General features: G+C 44.8%; 14 protein-coding genes. 10 read left to right on the top strand and 4 right to left on the bottom strand.

From position 1 onward, the window contains the following. Positions 1 to 72 precede the first annotated feature (72 nt). From secA to LJ658_RS09170, 4 genes are read left to right on the top strand one after another with little or no spacing between them, the layout of a single operon-like run. Complete coding sequence (gene secA, locus LJ658_RS09185; protein WP_230546197.1) at positions 73 to 3,387, top strand: preprotein translocase subunit SecA; 3,315 nt, start codon at positions 73 to 75, stop codon at positions 3,385 to 3,387. 57 nt (positions 3,388 to 3,444) lie between these two features. After that, positions 3,445 to 3,915 carry an SPOR domain-containing protein gene (locus LJ658_RS09180; RefSeq protein WP_230546196.1) on the top strand — a complete coding sequence of 157 codons (471 nt, stop codon included), beginning with the start codon at positions 3,445 to 3,447 and terminating at the stop codon, positions 3,913 to 3,915. Beyond that, positions 3,908 to 5,092 carry a M20 family metallopeptidase gene (locus tag LJ658_RS09175; protein WP_230546195.1) on the top strand — a complete coding sequence of 395 codons (1,185 nt, stop codon included), beginning with the start codon at positions 3,908 to 3,910 and terminating at the stop codon, positions 5,090 to 5,092. The genes LJ658_RS09180 and LJ658_RS09175 overlap by 8 nt, the downstream gene beginning before the upstream one ends. 46 nt (positions 5,093 to 5,138) lie before the next feature. Then, positions 5,139 to 6,059, top strand: a complete 921-nt coding sequence (locus LJ658_RS09170; RefSeq protein ID WP_230546194.1) for a hypothetical protein — start codon at positions 5,139 to 5,141, stop codon at positions 6,057 to 6,059. 66 nt (positions 6,060 to 6,125) lie between these two features. Here the strand turns inward: LJ658_RS09170 and LJ658_RS09165 are convergent, their stop codons facing one another. Then, entirely contained in the window at positions 6,126 to 9,392 is a 3,267-nt protein-coding gene (locus tag LJ658_RS09165; RefSeq protein ID WP_230546193.1) for a S41 family peptidase, read from the bottom strand. A 242-nt stretch (positions 9,393 to 9,634) separates the two neighbouring features. Between LJ658_RS09165 and LJ658_RS09160 the strand changes: the two genes are divergently transcribed. Further along, a complete protein-coding gene (locus LJ658_RS09160) occupies positions 9,635 to 9,796 on the top strand; it encodes a hypothetical protein (RefSeq protein WP_230546192.1) in 162 nt (53 codons plus the stop codon). A 310-nt stretch (positions 9,797 to 10,106) separates the two neighbouring features. On the opposite strand, the gene asnS is transcribed toward LJ658_RS09160, so the two are convergent. Continuing rightward, a complete protein-coding gene (gene asnS, locus LJ658_RS09155; protein WP_230546191.1) occupies positions 10,107 to 11,543 on the bottom strand; it encodes an asparagine--tRNA ligase in 1,437 nt (478 codons plus the stop codon). 84 nt (positions 11,544 to 11,627) lie between these two features. After that, positions 11,628 to 12,128, bottom strand: coding sequence for a hypothetical protein (locus LJ658_RS09150; protein ID WP_230546190.1), 501 nt, complete (start codon positions 12,126 to 12,128; stop codon positions 11,628 to 11,630). Between the two features lie 430 nt (positions 12,129 to 12,558). Between LJ658_RS09150 and dnaG the strand changes: the two genes are divergently transcribed. From dnaG to LJ658_RS09130, 4 genes are read left to right on the top strand one after another with little or no spacing between them, the layout of a single operon-like run. Further along, positions 12,559 to 14,481: a DNA primase gene (dnaG, locus tag LJ658_RS09145; protein WP_230546189.1), complete on the top strand. Its 1,923-nt coding sequence runs from the start codon at positions 12,559 to 12,561 to the stop codon at positions 14,479 to 14,481. Continuing rightward, complete coding sequence (locus tag LJ658_RS09140) at positions 14,481 to 14,855, top strand: YraN family protein (RefSeq protein WP_230546188.1); 375 nt, start codon at positions 14,481 to 14,483, stop codon at positions 14,853 to 14,855. The genes dnaG and LJ658_RS09140 overlap by 1 nt, the downstream gene beginning before the upstream one ends. Beyond that, a complete protein-coding gene (locus LJ658_RS09135; RefSeq protein ID WP_230546187.1) occupies positions 14,852 to 15,919 on the top strand; it encodes a glutaminyl-peptide cyclotransferase in 1,068 nt (355 codons plus the stop codon). The genes LJ658_RS09140 and LJ658_RS09135 overlap by 4 nt, the downstream gene beginning before the upstream one ends. Positions 15,920 to 15,956: 37 nt before the next feature. Beyond that, positions 15,957 to 17,024 carry a glutaminyl-peptide cyclotransferase gene (locus tag LJ658_RS09130; protein ID WP_230546186.1) on the top strand — a complete coding sequence of 356 codons (1,068 nt, stop codon included), beginning with the start codon at positions 15,957 to 15,959 and terminating at the stop codon, positions 17,022 to 17,024. Positions 17,025 to 17,126: 102 nt separating this feature from the next. Here the strand turns inward: LJ658_RS09130 and pgi are convergent, their stop codons facing one another. Further along, positions 17,127 to 18,773 (bottom strand): glucose-6-phosphate isomerase, encoded by a 1,647-nt coding sequence (pgi, locus tag LJ658_RS09125; RefSeq protein ID WP_230546185.1) that lies wholly within the window; start codon positions 18,771 to 18,773, stop codon positions 17,127 to 17,129. Positions 18,774 to 19,026: 253 nt separating this feature from the next. Between pgi and LJ658_RS09120 the strand changes: the two genes are divergently transcribed. Further along, positions 19,027 to 19,461, top strand: coding sequence for a hypothetical protein (locus LJ658_RS09120; RefSeq protein ID WP_230546184.1), 435 nt, complete (start codon positions 19,027 to 19,029; stop codon positions 19,459 to 19,461). Positions 19,462 to 19,482: the final 21 nt, after the last annotated feature.

Raw genomic sequence — 19,482 nt, 5'->3', positions numbered from 1 at the left:
TTGCCTGTCATAATGACTTCAAAATTACAATGGCGTAATTATTGAGTTTAGTGGGCTATATCAATTATATATATGTTGAATTTTATAAGTAAGCTTTTCGGAAGCAAATCAGAACGCGATGTAAAGGCTATTTTGCCTTTGGTTGAAAAAGTGAAGGCAGAGTTTGCCAAGCTTGACCAGATAACTAACGATGAGCTAAGAGCCAGGACCTTAACCTTTAGGGAAACCATTAAACAGGAATTAGCAGCTATTGACGAAGAAATACAGTCAATTAAAGAACAAACCGAAGGCAATCCGGATATGGATATGCATGAGAAAGTTGAGCTGTATACCCAATTGGATAAACTGCAAAAAGACCGCGATAAAGAGCTGGAAGTGATATTGTTAAATATACTGCCGGAGGCTTTTGCCGTGGTAAAAGAAACCGCCCGCAGGTTTACAAACAACCCGGCCATTGAAGTAACTGCTACCGAATTTGACCGCAACCTTGCTGCCAAAAAAAGCAATGTTGTTATTAAAGGCGATAAAGCTATACATAACAGTACCTGGCTTGCTGCCGGTAATGAAGTTACCTGGAACATGATCCACTATGATGTACAGCTAATTGGCGGTATTGTATTGCACCAGGGTAAGATAGCCGAAATGGCAACAGGCGAGGGTAAGACGCTGGTAGCCACGCTGCCTGCTTACTTAAACGCGCTTGCCGGCCAGGGCGTACATATTGTAACCGTGAATGATTACCTGGCACGACGTGACTCTGAGTGGATGGGGCCGTTGTATGAGTTTCACGGGTTATCGGTTGATTGTATTGATAAACATGAGCCAAACGGCGAAGAGCGCCGGGCTGCTTATTTAGCTGATATTACTTTTGGCACCAACAACGAGTTTGGTTTTGACTACCTGCGTGACAATATGACACGTAGCCCTGAAGAACTGGTGCAACGCAAGCTGCACTATGCCATGGTGGATGAGGTCGATTCAGTATTAATTGATGATGCCCGTACACCGTTAATTATTTCGGGCCCGATACCACGTGGCGACGAGCATGAGTTTTACGAGTTGAAGCCGCGTATTGAGCGTTTGGTTAATGCGCAAAAAACTTATATCAACAGCGTTTTAAACGAAGCCAAAAAGCTTATCGCCGAAGGCAAAAGCGGACCGGAAGAAGGCGGCCTGGCTTTAATGCGTGCTTACCGCGGTTTACCAAAAAGCAAAGCTTTAATAAAATATTTAAGTGAAGGCAGCCACAAGCAAACGCTGTTAAAATCAGAAAATTATTACATGCAGGACCAAAATAAGGAAATGCATAAAGTAGATTCAGAGCTTTACTTTATTATCGACGAAAAACAGAACTCGGTTGAGCTGGCTGAGAAAGGTATTGAACTGATCACTGCTTCGGGCGAAGATCCTCATTTCTTTGTAATGCCTGACGTGGGCACAGAGATTGCCGAAATTGAAAAATCTGATTTGCCGGCCGAAGAAAAGATCGCCAAAAAAGATGAACTGATGCGCGATTTCTCGATCAAGTCTGAGCGGATCCACTCGGTTAACCAGCTGTTAAAGGCGTATACCTTATTTGAAAAAGATACGGAGTATATCCTTGATGAAGGTAAAGTAAAAATTGTTGACGAGCAGACCGGCCGCGTGCTGGACGGCCGTCGTTATTCTGACGGATTGCACCAGGCTATTGAGGCTAAAGAGAATGTTAAAGTAGAAGATGCTTCACAAACTTTTGCAACCATCACCCTCCAAAATTACTTCCGGATGTACCACAAACTATGCGGTATGACCGGTACTGCAGTAACTGAAGCCGGCGAGTTCTGGGAGATCTATAAACTGGACGTAGTAGAAATACCAACCAACACACCGGCCAGCCGTAAGGATATGGAGGATTTGGTTTACCGTACCGTACGTGAAAAATATAATGCTGTTGCTGATGAAATTGTTAAACTAACCCAGGCAGGTCGCCCGGTGCTGGTAGGTACAACTTCGGTTGAGATTTCTGAGCTGTTAAGCCGGATGTTGAAGCTGCGCGGTATTAAACACAACGTACTAAACGCCAAGATGCACCAAAAAGAGGCGGACATTGTAGCCGAGGCGGGCCAAACCGGCACCGTAACTATTGCTACCAACATGGCCGGCCGTGGTACGGATATAAAATTAGGCGCCGGCGTTAAGGAAGCGGGCGGTTTAGCCATTGTGGGTACAGAGCGCCATGAGTCGCGTCGTGTCGATCGCCAGTTGCGTGGTCGTGCCGGTCGCCAGGGCGACCCGGGTACGTCGCAGTTCTTTGTATCGCTTGAGGATAACCTGATGCGTTTATTCGGATCAGAGCGGATCTCGAACCTGATGGTGCGTATGGGTATTGAAGAGGGCGAGGTGATCCAGCACTCTATGATCTCAAACTCGATAGAGCGCGCGCAGAAAAAGGTCGAAGAAAATAACTTTGGTACCCGTAAGCGTTTGCTGGAGTATGATGACGTCATGAACTCGCAGCGTACCGTGGTTTATACCAAACGTAAAAATGCGTTGTTTGGTCAGCGGTTAGACGTGGATTTGAATAACACCATTTTTGACGTGGTTGAAGATGTGGTTACCGAATACAAAGAACAAAATAATTATGAAGGGTTCCGTTTAGAGGTGATCCGTCTGTTCTCTGTTGATGTGGAAATTTCACACGATGAATTTGCAGGCATAGCTTTAAACGCTTTGGTTGATAAGACCTTTGCCGAAGTTACCGAGTTTTACAAACGTAAATCAGAAGCCATAAGCCAGCAGGCGGCCCCTGTTTTAAAAGACGTTTATAATACCCGTGGTAATATTATCGAAAACATCATTGTTCCGTTTACTGATGGCGTACACGCTTTACAGGTAGCTGTTCCGCTTAAAAAAGCGGTAGAGAATAATGGGTTGGAAGTGGTAAAATCGTTTGAGAAAAATGTTACGCTTGCTTTAATTGACGATGCGTGGAAAGAACACCTGCGTGAAATGGACGAGTTAAAGCAATCGGTACAAAACGCGGTATACGAACAAAAAGACCCGTTATTGGTTTATAAGTTTGAGGCGTTTAACCTGTTCCGCGCTATGCTGGCTACGGTTAATAAAGAGATTGTGAGTTTCTTGTTCAGAGGTGGTATTGCTGCACAGCAGGCGCCTGATGAAGTACAGGAGGCCCGCCCTCAGCCAAAAACAGATATGAAAAAAATGCGCACCTCAAAACCGGAACTGGTTGGCGACAGTGGCAGCGGCTTACCTGATTTTGGCGACACCCGCGAGCAGCAAAAACCAATGCCGGTACGCGTTGAGCAAAAAATAGGCAGAAATGATCCCTGCCCTTGTGGTAGCGGCAAAAAATACAAAAGCTGCCATGGCATAGGCCAGGCATAAAAACCTCATCCAACCCTCTTCAAACAGGGAGGGCTTTGAACAGGTAATTTAAGAAGCATGAAAAACGCATCCGTTTATAAAGCAATTTTTAGCAATATAGGCGGGTGCGTTTTTTTTATAGCTATTTTTGCGCCGGCGATAGCCTGTGCGCAAACCCGCGGTACGGTTGAAGTAGTAAAAGATGCGCGGATAGATACTTTAGCCGCTCACCGGTCAAGGTTAAGGGCGGCGGGGGCAACCGGTAATGCGGCAGCTTATTCAACCTCGGGCTACGGATACCGGGTACAGATCTACAATGGCTCAAGCCGGAAGGAAGCCTATGATGCGCAGGCCAGGTTTAACCAGCAATATGGCGATATGCGCACTTATATCAGCTATAGTGAGCCCGATTATAAGGTACGGGCCGGCGATTTTAGGACACGCCTGGAAGCTGAAAGATTAATGCAGGAATTGAGAGGTAAATTTACCGGCCTTTTTATTATAGCGGGGAAGATAAATCCCCCCAAAACAACTACAGGAAATGATTAAACAACGCATACAACAACTTTCTAAAGATCTTTTCAATGAAGTAGTGGCTAATCGCCGCCATATCCACAGCCATCCCGAGCTTTCTTTTCATGAAGTGGAGACTTCTGCCTTCGTCGCCAAAAAGCTGGACGAACTGGGCATCGGCTGGGAACGGATGGCCGATAATGGCCTGGTAGCGCTTATAACCGGCGAAAAACCATCAGACAAAGTTGTTGCGCTACGTGCGGATATGGATGCCCTGCCGATCACCGAAGCTAATGAAGTGCCTTATAAATCGCAAAATGCAGGCGTAATGCATGCCTGCGGCCATGATGTGCATACCTCGTCATTACTGGGCACCGCCAAAATATTAACCGAATTAAAGAGCGAATTTGGCGGTACCGTTAAACTCATATTTCAACCTGCCGAGGAAAGATTACCGGGGGGGGCCAGCCTGATGATAAAAGAAGGTGTGCTTGAAAACCCCAGGCCCGCCGCGGTATTAGGCCAGCATGTAATGCCTTTAATTGACGCCGGTAAGTTTGGTTTCCGGTCGGGGAAATACATGGCGTCTACTGATGAATTGTATGTAACTGTAAAAGGTAAAGGCGGCCACGGCGCACAGCCACAACAAAATGTCGATCCGGTGATCATCACCGCGCATATATTAATTGCTTTGCAGCAGATCGTTAGCCGCTTCGCGGATCCTAAAAACCCCACCGTTTTATCATTTGGCAAAGTGATAGCTAACGGCGCCACCAATGTTATCCCCAACGAAGTTAAACTGGAAGGGACCTTCAGGGCGCTGGACGAAGGATGGCGCGCCGAGGCCCACCTTAAAATGAAAAAAATGGCCGAAGGCATTGCCGAAAGCATGGGCGGCAGCTGCGAGTTTACGATCATGAAAGGTTATCCCTTCCTCATCAATGAGCCTAAGCTTACAGAAGCAACCCGCAGCCATGCCGAAGACTACCTGGGTAAGGAAAATGTGGTCGACCTGGATATATGGATGGCAGCGGAAGATTTCGCTTACTATTCCCAGGTGGCCGATGCCTGCTTTTACCGCATGGGCACCCGTAACGAGGGCCGGGGCATTACCTCGGCGGTACATACCCCAACTTTTGATATTGAAGAAACCGCTTTAGAGCAAAGCATAGGCCTGATGGCGTACCTGGCAGTAAAACAATTGGGTAACTAACTTATAGTTCGTGGTTCATAGTTGATGGATCATGTTAAATTCAACCATGAAAAAAAGCATCGTATCGGCTTTTAGCCTCCTGCTTTTAGCTTTAAGCTCAAGTGCGCAGCAGCATCGTTTTAACCCGGATACCCTGTTAACCGTAGTGATCGATTCGCCGGTAAATATACGGTCGCACCGGTTAAACGCCCAGGATTTCATCGACGCCGTAGTTGCCGATACCGGTTTTTATAAAGCTTTCAGAAACATGAAACGCTATGGTTTCATGGCTGCAAATGATATTTATACCTACGATAAACATAACCAGATTGAAGGCGAGATCCATCGCCGCGTAAAACATACCGTTGTGGCGGGCAGGCCCAAAACCGAATACCTGTTTAAGCAGGATAAGGGCAAAGTTTATAAGCGAAACGGCAAGTACGATCTTTATACCGTTGAGATGTTTGACTATATTTTTAACAATGCCTATAACTCCGCGTTCTCGGCGGCCGACCCGCTGGCGGGCGCAGGTAAAAACGGATCATACAAGGATAAATTGAAAACACTGATCTTTTCGCCGGGGCGAAAAGTTACCGGGATCCCGTTTTTAAGCGGCAAGACGGAGATCTTTGGCCCCGATATGCGGCAGTTTTACAATTATGAATTTGCCCGGGGAAAATACCTCGACTCGATACCTGTTTATCGTTTTAAAGTGATCAAAAAGCCCAGTACGGCTGATGGTGACGTAATGATTAAAGAGCTTACCACTATATTTGATATGCGCACCTTTAAAATACTGGGCCGCTACGTGGATATGCGGTACGGCAACCTTTTCTTTGATTTTGATGTGAAAATGAATATCGAACTGGTGCCTTATAATGACGAATTACTTCCGGCCAAAATAAGCTACCAAGGTAGCTGGAATGTGCCTTTTCATAAAGAGGAGCGGGCCAGCTTTTTGATCTTGCAGAAAGATTATCATAAATAATAAAATTATAAAAAGCCCTGCACCGGTCACCGGCGCAGGGCTTTTTTTATACTTGTCCGGCTTATTTTATTTGCCGCCTACTTCTTTCAGCATTTCTTTTACGGCAGCTTCCAGTTGCTGGTCTTCGCCGCTTAGTTCCTGGTTGTAATCGTTATTAACCTTGATATCCGGTTCCAGTTCATGATTCTCGGTGGGGTGGGTTTCGTTAGTGCCCCAGCTCGAGATCATCGGAATACCAAAGATGATAGAATTGTCTATCTGGTTTTCCCACCAAACCGCGGTGCCGGTGCCGGCTACGGGCATGCCGATGAGCTTACCCAGCCCCAGTTCCTTATAAGCATACGGGAACATAAACGCGTCAGAATAATTGCCCTCGCTCATTAAAACACAGCTTGGCTTGTCCCACTTATTGGCCGACTCGCCACCGGTTGTTACATGGCCCTGCGGCCTTAATGAGAAATAACGCTTGCCACCTAAAAAGGTAACCAGATCATCATGCAGCCAGCCGCCGCCGTTAAAACGGGTATCAACAATTAAGGCTTTTTTATTAATGTTTTTACCCAGAACCTTATCAAAGGCCGAGCGGTAGCTTTCTTCGTTCATCTCCGCAATATGCACATAGCCAACCTCGCCATGCGATAAGCTGTCGGTTAGATGCTCCATTTTACGTACCCAGCGGTCATACAGCATACCGTTTTCTGCGCCAATGGTTATCGGTTTAACAGTTTCGTTGTAGGTAGTATGGGTGGCCGGATCATGGAAAGTGATCAGCGTAAATTTATTGGCCTTGCTGTTTAATAATTTGGCCCAGTCTTCATCGGCAGTGATAGCGGTGCCATCAATTTTATCAATGATATAGCCTCTTTTCATTTTGGTTTTAGCAATACTAAACGGGCCGCCCGTGATGATATCTTTTACCAACAATCCGTCACCGGTTCTTGAATAATCATACAGCAAACCCAGGGCAGCGGTACGCTCGCCGTCGGGGAAGCTAACGGCATAGATCCCGCCGGTATGTGATACGTTAAGCTCGCCCAGCAGTTCGCTCAGCAGTACCTGGAAATCATAGTTATTGCTGATGTAAGGTAAAAACCTGGCGTAGGTATCATGGTAATAGTTCCAGTCTACACCCTGCAGGTTAGGATCAAACAATTTCTTTTTTACCTGTTTCCAAACGTGTTCATAAATATAAGCTCTTTCTGCCGCGGCGTTCAGCGTAAAAGTGGTGTTGATAGGCACCGGCGTAACCTTGCCGTCATCAACCCCAATGCGCATAATACCACCGCCCGACAGCAGGAATAACGCCCTGCCGTCTTTACTCATTTCCAACGAACCGCCGTTTGCATTTATTTCTGCCAGGATCCTGCTTTCTTTGGTCCGGGTGGTTAATACCCAAAGGTTATAACCTTTGTCAAACCTGGCCAGGTAGTATAGCTTTTCGCCATCTTTTGATAGTTGCGAATCGCCTATGCGTGATGACGCCAGGGTTAAACGCACGGTGCGGTCTTCCAGGTTCTCGAGGTTCGGTGAAAATTCAGGTATTGCCGGCGGCGTTATTTTTTTCTTTTGGGCCTTAGCCAGGCTGTCTGCCTTTGCAATGGCTTTTTTAATGTCTACCGAGTCTCTTTTTTCGATCTCCGTTTTTATGGCCAGGTCCTCTTTATTTAACAGGAACCTATCCCAGGCAGCCTGGTCAAAAAACATGGCAAAAACGTCGCCCTGGCCGCCGCGTGTAAGGTTTTTCATGCCTTGTTTATCGCTGGTCCAGTACATCATTTTATCGCCCATGCCAAAATGCGGGTTGTTATCATCAAAACCGCTTTGGGTTAAATTAACACGCGCTTTTGAACCGTCAGCTTTAATTAATACAATCTCGGCGGCGCCTAAAGCATTGCCCTCTGACGATTGCGCCAGGATGTATTTACTGTCAGCCGACCATACAAAGTTCTGGTCGCCGTCGGCATACGAAAAATTCACGTCCTCGGGTAATATGGCGATAGATTTTTTGGCGGCGATATCATAAACCTTAATCACATTACGCTCCTCCAAATAAGCTATTTTTTTGCCGTCCGGCGACGGGATGGGTTGAAACTCATCTTTATCGGTAGCAATAACCGGCTCGGTAGTTAAAGTTGTGGCAGCATAAAAATAGGGCTCGCTTTTATTGGCGATAGTTATTTTGTAGATATCCCATGACTGTTCATTTTCAACCGAATAGATAATACTTCTTCCGTCAAGGCTGAATTTGATCATGCGCTCCTGGTTAGGGGTGTTGGTTATTCTTTTTACCAAACCGCCTTCGGCAGCCGCGGCAAATATTTCGCCGCGGTATACAAAGGCTATCTCTTTCCCGTCGGGTGAGACCGCCATCTCGCTGGCGCCGCCCCTTACAGCAATATTTTGGGTTTGATCGCCGTTAAAATCGGCGTTGATGCTGATACTTATCTTTTGTGGTTTTTGACCTTCTTTTAATGTATAGATCTCGCCATTTTGAGTAAAGGCAAAGGTCCCGTTTTCAGCGCGCGACAGGTTACGTACCGGGTTTTTATCAAAAGTGGTTAGTTGGGTTACTTTACCCGGATTGGCCTCGGTAGCGCGGAAAAGGTTTTGATTGCCGTTACGCTCGCTTAAATAATAAAATGTGCCTCCGTTTCCCCAAAGTGGCTCACGGTCCTCGCCTTTATAGTCTGATACCTTGGTGTAAACATTCGTTTTGGTATTGTATATCCAGATGTCGCGGGTTATGGCTGACGTATGGTGCTTGCGGTAAGGGTTTTCATAACCCTTGCTGTCCTGGAAAATAAATTTATCGCCAGCTTTGTTAAAATGCACAAACTCTGTACCCGCCGCGTTCACCATAAAGCTGCGGCCGCCTTTAGTAGCTACTTTATATAATTTGGTGAAATAGCCATCTTCCGGGAACCTTACCGAACTGGCAATGTCATGCCTGCGGCCGCCAAAATAGATCGTTTGATCATCTGCCGAAAACTCATTGGGGATATCACGGCCCGAATCAAACGTCAGCCTTTTTGCGGCGCCGCCGTCAGCCGGCATGGTGTAAACATCAAAGTTGCCATAACGGTCGGAAGCGAAGGCGATGGTTTTGCCATCATGGCTCCAAACCGGGTAGCCGTTGTAAGAGCTGTTGATCGTCAGCGGTATAGCGGAACCGCCGGTTGCGGCAACTTTGAAGATATTGCCCTTGTATTCAAAAGCTATCCAGTTACCATCCGGCGAAATTGCCGGTTGCTGCATCCATAAAACATGACTTTGTGCAAAGCAGCGGCACGCAACAAAGCCGATTAATAAAATAATCAGGGAGAATTTTTTCATGATAAGTTAATTTCAAGGCACAAGATAAAGAAAGTGAGGTTAATTAGCAACTGGGTACAGACACCAGTAGCAAAGGGTTTTATAAGGCGTTGGTTTTCCTCTTATTCACATTTTTAACCTGCTGGTATCCATACTAACAACATCCGCCCGCTCAATCGCCGCGGGGTGGCTTTGTTCTTTTCCTTGATGAAAAGAACCAAAAATCAAGTCAGACGGGATGCTTCTTTGCCGCACCTGGCCTTATGCGCTGCAAAGCCGGTAAAACCTCGGGCGCGGTCCTTTTGCCCCCTGTTGTCGCGCAAGCCACCGCTTCAGGCAAAATTACCAATGCCCGTGCCCACGCACAATCCCGCTTGTTTTACCGCCTTTCGCCCGAAGCTGCCCGTATGACGGTTTTAGACTGAACCAACATTTATTTTGTTTTTAATAATGAAAAAAAGCGCAAAGGCCTGTCAGCACGCCGAGCCGGGAGTATGGCCTTGCGGGCGGAAGTGATCGGGCTGACTTGATTTTTTGGTTACTTTTGGATCAAGCCAAAAGTAACAGCCACCGCGGCAATTGAGCGGGGCAAGCCATGCTCATCAGAGGCCTAAAACGCGTTTATTACAACTTTCTGCTTATCAAGTTTGAATTGCTACACAATGCTGCAGTGAGGTAATTAAGGTAACAAAGCCTGATTTTTTGAAACAAGCTTTTGTTACCTTAAAAGGCATCTTAAAATTCAGCGTTCTTCGGGAACCTTGGGAAAGGGATAACGTCGCGGATATTACCCATACCGGTAACAAACAATACCAAACGCTCAAATCCCAAACCAAAACCGGCATGCGGGCAGGCGCCGAAGCGGCGGGTATCCAAATACCACCAAAGCTCGTCTTTAGGGATGCCCATTTCGTCCATGCGGGTTTCCAGCTTATCCAGGCGCTCTTCACGCTGGCTTCCGCCTACGATCTCCCCGATACCGGGGAACAGAATATCCATAGCGGCAACGGTTTTACCGTCGTCATTTTGGCGCATGTAGAACGATTTGATCTCTTTGGGATAATCCGTAAGGATAACCGGTTTTTTAAAGTGTTTCTCTACCAGGTAACGCTCATGTTCTGATTGCAGGTCGGTGCCCCAGCCGTCAACCGGGTATTGAAATTTTTTCTTTTTATTGGGGGTTGATTCTTTTAAGATCTCAATAGCTTCCGTATAAGTTAAGCGCTCAAAGTCGTTCCCCAGGCAAAACTGCAGCTTTTCGGTCAGGCTCATTTCTGAGCGTTCGTTTTGTGGCTTTTGTTTTTCTTCTTCCAGCAAACGCTGCGTTAAAAACTCAATATCGTCTTTGTTTTTATCCAGGGCATAAGCGATGACATATTTCAGGAGCGCCTCGGCGGTGTCCATGTTATCGGTGATATCGGCGAAGGCCATCTCCGGCTCAATCATCCAGAACTCGGCCAGGTGGCGGGTTGTGTTCGAGTTTTCGGCGCGGAACGTCGGCCCGAAAGTATAAATATCGCTTAGCGCCATTGCACCCAGTTCGCCTTCCAGCTGTCCGGATACGGTTAGGTTAGTGGCACGGCCAAAAAAGTCTTGCTTATAATCAACCTCGCCGGTATCGGTTCTGGGGGTATCGGCCAGGTCGAAGTTGGTTACGTGAAAAGTTTCACCGGCGCCTTCAGCATCACTGGCAGTAATGATAGGGGTATGCAGGTAAATAAAACCTTTCTCCTGGAAAAACTGGTGCACCGCATAAGCCAGTGTATTACGAACCCTGAATATCGCCCCGAAAGTATTGGTGCGGAAACGCAGGTGCGCTATCTCGCGTAAAAACTCCAGGCTGTGTTTTTTGGGTTGCAGCGGATATTTCTCCGGATCACTGTCACCTAAAATTTCAATCGACTTTGCTTTAACCTCAACCGTTTGTCCTTTACCCAATGAGGCCACCAAACGGCCAAACACGCTGATAGCCGCGCCCGTGGTGAGGCGTTTAAGCAGGGCAGGATCGGTATTTTCAAAATCAACTACAACCTGCAGGTTATTATTGGTTGAGCCATCATTTAAAGCGATAAACTGGTTATTGCGGAAGGTGCGTACCCAACCCTTAACCGTTACATCAATATCCGGGGTTGTGCTTTCTAATAATGCTTTGATCTTTATACGTTGGCTCATTGTAAAAAATTTAGAGCCGCAAAAATACAAATATTTACTTTAATCGGCAGCCCAATAAGCGGCCGGCGTTATAATGATCCCGGTTTATTTTTTTATCCCAACCCGGAATACACCATTGGGGAAATAAGCCCTTATGGTATCAATGGCGATGTTGCCTGCCGGATTACTCAGTTTAAAAGTTAAACTAAAATGACCGCCTACACCGCCGGCGTTGGCAGAATAGCTTAGGGTATTGTTTGCGGTGCTGTCCAGGTTAAAAAACTGGGGCGGTTTTAAATTAGTGTTGTGCCTGATATAACCGGCGACAATATTTTTCATGGGCAAGTTCACCACGGTCGAATCTGCATGAAACGGAAACTTGAGTATCAGTTCACGGTCGCTTTTAAAGCTTTGCAGCGTAAGGGTGTCATTGGTAACGGTGGCTGTAGTTTTATTATCCTGCCAGCTCTTTTCATCGGCATAGCTGTAACTGATATCATACAAACCGGGCGTCATTACCGAGCAGCCGCAAACTTTAAGGCTGTCAGTTTTGGCACACGAAATAAAAAAAGAAATAAAAAACAGCGCGAATACGAATTTTTTCATAGATGTGATTTAGAGGTTTAGCTATTAGGTAGCTAAAATTACGAATATCTTTTTAATTAAAGAAGGCCACAAAAATATTTGCCGGCAGAGCGGAAAACCGAAGAGCAGGTGATCCGGTTTTGCTGATCCGCTCCTAAAAAAACTGCGAAAAACAGGAAATTTTCAATTGGTTAATTATCAATAGGTTAATAAAATAACAGGCATAGAAACCCTGACGAATACGGCTGATCCAAAGTGATCCGCTTTTTTATCTATCTGTTTAATTTTCAGTTATTTATATTTTTAGGGTGATCCGGGTGATCCACTTTTAAAAGTGGATCACCCGCACACAGGCGCCTGCATTTAACCGGCTCCGCTAAATAAAATATTCACTAAATTGACGATCCTATTTAAGGCAATGGATAATTGCCCTACATTTGCATTTTAACGCATGATACTAAAATCAACCATCGACCGAATAATGGAAGCCACAGATATTGTGGAGGTGATAGGGGAATTTGTGCAGTTAAAAAAGCGCGGGGCCAACTACGTGGGCCTGTCGCCGTTTGTTAATGAGCGTACGCCATCGTTCACGGTATCGCCGGTTAAGGGGATCTTTAAGGATTTCTCATCAGGCAAGGGTGGTAGCGCGGTTACCTTTTTAATGGAACTGGAGAAGTTTACCTATCCTGAGGCATTGAAATGGCTGGCCAAAAAGTACAGCATCGAGGTTGAGGAAACGGTTGAGACCGCCGAAAACAAAGAAGAAGAGAACCGCCGCGAAAGCCTGATGATCGTATCCGGGTTCGCCGCTAAATTTTTTCATGAAAGCCTGCTGAACACCGACGAAGGAAAAGCTATCGGTCTGAGCTATTTTAAAGAGCGCGGCTTCAGTACCGAGACCATCAAAAAGTTTGAGCTGGGCTACTCGCCCGACCAATGGGAGGCCTTTACCGGCCAGGCCCTGAAAGAGGGCTACCTGGAAGAGTTTTTGACCGAAAGCGGATTGTCTGTTAAGCGGGACAACGGGTCGCTGTATGACCGTTATCGCGGCCGGGTGATGTTCCCCATCCATAGTTTCACCGGCAGGGTTATCGCCTTTGGCGGACGTACGCTGAAAAGCGACAAGAATGTACCCAAATACGTTAACTCGCCCGAGTCTGAGATCTATCATAAATCCAACATCTTATACGGGCTTCACTTCGCCAGAAAGGCCATTCGTGAAGAAGATAACTGTTATTTGGTTGAGGGTTATGCCGATGTGATATCAGTGCACCAGGCAGGGATCGAAAACGTGGTGGCATCATCGGGCACGTCATTAACTGTCGAGCAGATCAGGCTGATAGGCCGCCTCACTAAAAACATCACCATTTTATATGATGGGGACGCGGCAGGTATCAAAGCCGCGGTACGCGGGTTGGACCTGATCCTGGAAGAAGGACTGAACGTAAAAGTGGTGCTGTTCCCGGATGGACATGACCCCGACTCGTACGTGCGTTTGGTAGGCACGGCCGGGTTTAAGAAACATATCGATGATAACAAGAAGGACTTCATTCTTTTCAAAACCAGCCTACTATTAAAAGAAGCCGGTAATGACCCGATAAAGAAATCAGAAGTGATACGGGATATTGTGGAGAGCATAGCCAAGATCCCCGACTCTATAAAAGCATCCGTATTTATCAAGGAATGCAGCCATATATTGCAGATAGATGAACGCGCGTTGCTGTCTGAGCTAAACAAGATGCGGCAGGCTAAGGCCAAAAAGGATAGTCAGCAACCCAATGGCCGGATGATAACCCCGGTTGAGGACTACCCCCTGGTTGAAGAACCTGTTGAAGAGGCAAAGGAGACCTTCTCGCAGGAGAAAGAAATTGTGCGCCTGCTGTTATTGTATGGTAATAAGATGATTGACTGGGACGGGATAGCCAATACCTATATAGGCCCGTTTATGGTAGCTGAGCTGAACGACGTTGACTTTGAGCATCCGGCAGCTAAAGAATTTATCAGGCTTTACAGTAAAGAGGTTGAAAACGGCGTGCTGCCCGAAGATCAGCATTTTATTCACTATCCTGATAAAGACATTGTTGACCTGGTAGTTACCCTTATCGCTACCAAATACACCCTGAGCGAAAACTGGTATGAGATGCATAAAATATTGGTGAGCGATGAGCAGGCCAATATGAAAGCTACTATATTGGGAGCCATATTCCATTTAAAGAAGCATAAGGTTGGTAAAATGTTGCAAACCCTGCGCGATGAATTGCAGAATGCCGTTACCGATGAAGATCAGGATATCCTGCTTACCCAATATATGCGGATGAAGAAGGTTGAGAAAACCATATCTGACTACCTGGGGTCAGTAATTATAAAATAATGGCACTGCATAATGACCTGGGTCGGCTGGGCGAAAGCCTGGCAAAAACACACCTGGAACGGACAGGTTACGAGATACTTGACGAAAACTGGACCTACGGCAAAGCCGAAATTGATCTTATTGCATATAAGGACAAGGTTATTATATTTGCCGAGGTAAAAACCCGTACCGGTACCGGTTTTGGTGAGCCCGAAGACTTTGTGGACGTACGCAAGCAAAAGCTCCTGGCCGATGCAGCCGACGAATACATTTTTTTAATGGATCACCAGGGCGAGGTGCGGTTTGATATCATTGCAATTTTATTTAATAACGAAACCAATTATAAGTTAAACCATATTGAGGATGCCTTTTGGCCACCTGCTGATAAATTATGAAAACCAGATCATTATTATTTATTGCTTCAATAGCACTTGTTGCTGTTAGCTGTAAGAACAGAAATGCACAAATTAAAGACACCGTCTTTACTATTAGCCCTTTTAATGGCTATACCGAACGGGACGGCAAGCCGGTTAATGTGAAAGTAAGCTATCCGGAATCATTCAAGCCGGATTCGATTGTTTATTTATTGGATTCGGTAAAATTAGGATCAAGAGAGGACTCTACCGCTATCAGTTTCAAAACGGATACTTTACGGATGGGGATAAAAAATATAACAGCTAAGGTTTACAAAGATGGTAAGAGTAAGGATATAAAAACCGGGGTAGTTATAATGCCTGTCCGTATGCCCAGTAGTTATACCTATAAGGTGATCAAAAAATTTCCGCATGATACCACTGCATTTACAGAAGGATTATCATACGATGATGGTTATTTATATGAAAGTACCGGAAATGAGGGGAAATCCGAGATCCGTAAGGTAATGTTAGAAACCGGTAAAGTAGTTGAGCGCCAAAAGTTGGGCGACAAGTATGTTGGTACCGGCAGTACTGTTGTTGGTGATAAAATTTTGATGTTTACCATGAAAGATAAAATTGGTTTCGTGTTTGACAAAAAAACGGTTAAACCGCTCACGCAATTTAAGATTGGTACCGAGGCCTGGGGCGCTACTACTGACGGGAAGAAAATATATTTAAATAATGGCACTAACAGGGTATTGCTTTTAGATCAAACAGATTACCACCAGATTGGCTTTATTGATGTGTTTGATCATAACGCGGCTGTTAATCAAATAGACGAACTGGAGTATTTTAATGGTAAATTATATGCCACTATCAATCCATATGATACCATTATAGAAATTGACCCCAAAACCGGGGCTGTGGTAAAAGCCATCAATATGACAGATATCTATCCGGAAAAAGAGCGCCCTAAAGGTTTTGACGGTGATAAAAATGTATTAAATGGCATTGCTTACGATGCAGCAGGGAAACGCCTTTTTGTAACCGGCAGAAAATGGCCTTACGTATACCAGATTGAAATTGTAAAGAATAATTTATAGACAATAAATCAATAGCCTTAATAGTCAAAGCGTAACAATGATTAACAAGAAATTAAAACTACCTGTACTGACAGCAATTGTTGCTTCGACGGTGTTTGGTTGCCATAGCGGCAACCAGCAGGATAAGGGCATAAGTATAACACCTGAAGCCGGGACACTATATAAAACCGGTGACAAAGTAGCTGTTAAAGTAGCTTACGGAAATATAAAGCCCGACTCTATAGCTTATTTGATTGATTCGGTAAGAATTGGTTCGGGTAAAGATTCATCCGGTTTTTTTGTTAAAACGGATAGCCTTTCGCTGGGCCCCAAAACAATAACCGCCAAGGTTTACCAGGGTGGCAAAAGCCAGGAGATATCAACCAATATTGTTTTGGTTCCGTCAAAGGCTCCCGAGGAATTAACCTATAAAGTAATTAATAAATTCCCGCATGATACCTCTGCATATACGGAAGGGCTGTTGTATCAGGACGGTTACCTGTATGAGAGTACAGGTAATGAGGGGCATTCTGATATCAGGAAAGTAGATCTGCTTACGGGTAAGGTAGTGCAGCGCCAAAAGCTGGAAAAAAAATATTTTGGTGAAGGAAGCGCTATTATCGGCAATAAAATCGTAATGTTTACCTACAAAAATAAGGTCGGTTTTGTATTCGATAAAAACACAATGAAACCATTGAGCCAGTTTGTTAACAACGTTGGTGTAGAAGGCTGGGGGGTAACCTTTGATGGTAATAAAATATACCTTGATGACAGCACTAACCGGATCTGGTTCCTGGACAAAAACACTTACAGGCAAATAGGTTTTATTGATGTATATGATGAAAAGGGCCCTGTATCCGAGGTAAATGAGCTGGAGTATATTGATGGTAAACTATATTCAAATGTTTATACAACAGATATGATATTGGTTATCAATCCTAAAACAGGGGCCGTGATGCAACGTGTAAATATGGCAAACCTTTGGCCGGAGGCACAGCGCCCGGCAGATTTTGATGGCTCAAACAATGTACTAAACGGCATAGCCTGGGACGCAAAAGGCAAACGCCTTTTTGTAACCGGTAAAAAATGGCCCTGGGTTTACCAGGTTGAGTTTGTAAAGAAATAGCGCTAATCTCTCAAAGGAGAGTCGAATAGCATAAATAAAAAGCCGCTTTGGATTTTCAAAGCGGCTTTTTTGTAAACATTGTTTCCCTGGAGGGGCGAGAATCTATCTCCAGGCTTTATATTGATTGATCAACCCATTTGTTGATGAGTCATGCGATGATATTTCATCATTGGTTCGTAGTTCGGGTAATATTTTTCCGGCCAGTTGTTTGCCCAGCTCGACACCCCATTGGTCAAAGCTGTAAATGTTCCAGATGATACCTTGTACAAATATTTTATGCTCGTACATAGCTATTAGCGAACCCAGGCTGCGTGGTGTAATTTTTTTAACCAGGATAGAGTTGGTAGGGCGGTTGCCTTCAAACTCTTTAAACGGCGCCAGTTCTTCAATTTCGGCTGCTGATTTACCGGCTGTTTTCAACTCGGCAACCACTTCATCATAGCTTTTACCATTCATCAACGCTTCGGTTTGTGCAAAGAAGTTTGATAACAACATGGTATGATGCTCACCCAGCGGGTTATGCGACTGTGCCGGAGCGATAAAATCGCACGGGATCAATTTAGTTCCCTGGTGGATCAACTGGTAAAAAGCGTGCTGGCCGTTGGTGCCCGGTTCACCCCAAATAATAGGGCCGGTTTGGTATTCAACCGGTTTGCCGTTACGGTCGACATGCTTGCCGTTGCTCTCCATATCGCCTTGCTGAAAATAAGCAGCAAAACGGTGCATATACTGGTCGTATGGTAAGATGGCGTTGGTTTCGGCATCAAAGAAATTATTATACCAAATACCTACCAGGGCCAATATGGTTGGTATGTTTTGTTCGGGCGCGGCAGTTTTAAAGTGATTATCCATGGCATGGGCGCCTGCCAAAAGTTCGGTGAAGTTTTCAAATCCTACGCTTAAAGCAATTGATAAACCAATAGCGCTCCATAAAGAGTAACGTCCGCCTACCCAATCCCAAAACTCAAACATGTTTTTGGTATCGATACCAAATTTGCCAACACCATCTGCATTGGTTGACAGCGCCGCAAAATGTTTGGCTACATCGTCATCCTTGCCACCGCTTTCAATAAACCAGTCGCGTGCGCTATGGGCGTTGGCCATGGTTTCCTGGGTAGTAAAAGTTTTTGAGGCGATCAGAAATAAAGTGGTCTCGGGGTTTAATCCTTTCAGCGTTTCAACAATGTGTGTACCGTCTACATTTGATACAAAATGCAGGTTTAAATGGTTTTTGTATGATTTTAACGCTTCGGTAACCATTACTGGGCCCAGGTCTGAGCCGCCAATGCCAATATTCACCACATCGGTAATAGCTTTGCCGGTATAGCCCTTCCACGATCCGGAGATAATAGCTTCACTAAACTCTTTCATGTGTTGCAATACGCTGTTCACATCGGGCATTACATCTTTACCATCAACATAAATAGGTGTATTACTACGGTTACGTAAGGCAACATGCAATACGGGGCGGCCTTCGGTAACGTTAATTACTTCGCCGCTAAACATAGCGTTAATTGCATCATTTAACCTACATTCTTTAGCCAGTTGTAGCAATAAAGCTATAGTTTGGTCGGTAATGCGGTTTTTTGAGTAATCCAGCAAAATTTCTTCAAACTGGACAGAAAATTTAGCAAAGCGTTCACTATCAGCATCAAACAATCCTTTGAGACTTTGTGACACTACGTCGATGTAATGATCGGCCAGGTATTTATAAGATTGGGTGGTGGTAAAATCAATATTTGGCAGCATAATTGGTTAAGTTTTATAAGCAAAAATAGAATTTAATATCAACGCACCTATTAAATTTTAAACTATGTGACACGCGTGTTATTTCAACACAATTATAAATGGTTTGTTTTTATTTCATCAGAATGTAATATTCTTAACAATAAGGCAAATTTAGTATCATATTTAAAATTATTATTTAATATATTTGAATTACTGACGGTTAAATCAGTTATTCATCACCATTTTATTAATCGAACTTAAAGGGGGCTGTATCATGTTTGAAAAACTTTTTATGCTTGTAAAAAATAACGCCGGGATGGCAGTTGTTGAAAATCCGGTAATTCCGGCTAAATATCATGAGGCGGTGATCAATGACGCGTCAAGCTCAATCATTGAAGTACTAAAGGGTCAGGTAGAAAACGGTAAGCTAAAGGACATGATTAAGTATTTTCAGTTCCCGGGGATCTACAATAACCCGCTTATTGATACTACCGTTAATAAATTTGCCAATAAACTAAATAACTTCTACGATATTGAACCGGTACAGGCTTTGCAGGTAGCAAAAAAACTGATCCCGCCGGTGATGCAGGAAATGATCCAGCAATCAAAAAGCGAGCAGAATACAGATTTTGCATTAAGTAAGTTATTGAGCATGCTGGGCGGTAATTACAACCCGAATAATCTGGCTGGCCAATCGGCTCTAGCTTAAGGTACACTATATATCATGAAA

The organism is Mucilaginibacter sp. UR6-11 (assembly GCF_020880695.1).
In the GTDB taxonomy this organism is placed as follows: Bacteria; Bacteroidota; Bacteroidia; order Sphingobacteriales; family Sphingobacteriaceae; genus Mucilaginibacter.
Note: the sequence above shows the minus strand (reverse complement) of the source record. Positions and strands in the feature narration are given on the sequence as shown.

Excerpts from the sequence above, each read along its gene's own strand:
- LJ658_RS09150 (WP_230546190.1), bottom strand. The coding sequence starts at position 12,128 with ATGAAAAAATTCGTATTCGCGCTGTTTTTTATTTCTTTTTTTATTTCG.
- asnS (WP_230546191.1), bottom strand. The coding sequence starts at position 11,543 with ATGAGCCAACGTATAAAGATCAAAGCATTATTAGAAAGCACAACCCCG.
- pgi (WP_230546185.1), bottom strand. The coding sequence starts at position 18,773 with ATGCTGCCAAATATTGATTTTACCACCACCCAATCTTATAAATACCTG.
- LJ658_RS09160 (WP_230546192.1), top strand. The coding sequence starts at position 9,635 with ATGCGCTGCAAAGCCGGTAAAACCTCGGGCGCGGTCCTTTTGCCCCCT.
- LJ658_RS09140 (WP_230546188.1), top strand. The coding sequence starts at position 14,481 with ATGGCACTGCATAATGACCTGGGTCGGCTGGGCGAAAGCCTGGCAAAA.
- LJ658_RS09170 (WP_230546194.1), top strand. The coding sequence starts at position 5,139 with ATGAAAAAAAGCATCGTATCGGCTTTTAGCCTCCTGCTTTTAGCTTTA.
- LJ658_RS09135 (WP_230546187.1), top strand. The coding sequence starts at position 14,852 with ATGAAAACCAGATCATTATTATTTATTGCTTCAATAGCACTTGTTGCT.
- dnaG (WP_230546189.1), top strand. The coding sequence starts at position 12,559 with ATGATACTAAAATCAACCATCGACCGAATAATGGAAGCCACAGATATT.
- secA (WP_230546197.1), top strand. The coding sequence starts at position 73 with ATGTTGAATTTTATAAGTAAGCTTTTCGGAAGCAAATCAGAACGCGAT.
- LJ658_RS09180 (WP_230546196.1), top strand. The coding sequence starts at position 3,445 with ATGAAAAACGCATCCGTTTATAAAGCAATTTTTAGCAATATAGGCGGG.
- LJ658_RS09130 (WP_230546186.1), top strand. The coding sequence starts at position 15,957 with ATGATTAACAAGAAATTAAAACTACCTGTACTGACAGCAATTGTTGCT.
- LJ658_RS09165 (WP_230546193.1), bottom strand. The coding sequence starts at position 9,392 with ATGAAAAAATTCTCCCTGATTATTTTATTAATCGGCTTTGTTGCGTGC.
- LJ658_RS09120 (WP_230546184.1), top strand. The coding sequence starts at position 19,027 with ATGTTTGAAAAACTTTTTATGCTTGTAAAAAATAACGCCGGGATGGCA.
- LJ658_RS09175 (WP_230546195.1), top strand. The coding sequence starts at position 3,908 with ATGATTAAACAACGCATACAACAACTTTCTAAAGATCTTTTCAATGAA.